General features: G+C 59.5%; 2 protein-coding genes. Both read right to left on the bottom strand.

Features of this window, described 5'->3' with window-relative positions; translation table 11 throughout:
- A partial coding sequence (locus tag EN884_RS38155) for an NAD(P)H-binding protein (protein ID WP_128361240.1) occupies window positions 1–210 on the bottom strand: 210 nt, incomplete at its 3' end.
- Window positions 211–221: 11 nt separating this feature from the next.
- A partial coding sequence (locus EN884_RS39225) for a hypothetical protein (RefSeq protein WP_206617789.1) occupies window positions 222–472 on the bottom strand: 251 nt, incomplete at its 5' end.

The following is a 472-nucleotide window of genomic DNA, read 5'->3' as shown; positions in this document are numbered from 1 at the left end:
CATGGCGCACATGAAGATCGCGTCGGCGTTTCGGCTGATACGCGCCAGTTCCGCGGCATTGGTGGCGTCGGACTGCACGGTCCGGACGTTTTGCAGCGCGTTCGAACCGACACTCCGGCTCGTCAAGACAACATCATGGCCTTCTTCGCCCAGAAGCCGCGCGGTCTCGCGACCAACCGGGCCTGCTCCCACAACAACATAGAAACTCATGGCATAACCTCTCATCCAAGTTTTATGGAGAGGCGTAGGTACATAGCCACGGCATTGAAAATCGCGCGGGAATTGCCAAGTCTTGAACAGGTTTTGCCATGAATCGAGAAAGCATGCTCTCGCAAGTCGCCCCGGCCCGATCCCCGTCCGACGTAACATTGGCCTCCCGGCATGTCGAAGCCGGGGTCCATCGTCTGCTCCGGGCGCCACACCATCGCATCATGGTGCATGCAAGTGCCGCGACGCGCTCCTACTGCCATGA

The sequence above is a fragment of the Mesorhizobium sp. M7A.F.Ca.AU.001.01.1.1 genome, assembly GCF_004022735.1.
GTDB lineage: Bacteria > Pseudomonadota > Alphaproteobacteria > Rhizobiales > Rhizobiaceae > Mesorhizobium > Mesorhizobium ciceri.
This window is presented reverse-complemented; position numbering and strand designations above follow the sequence as displayed.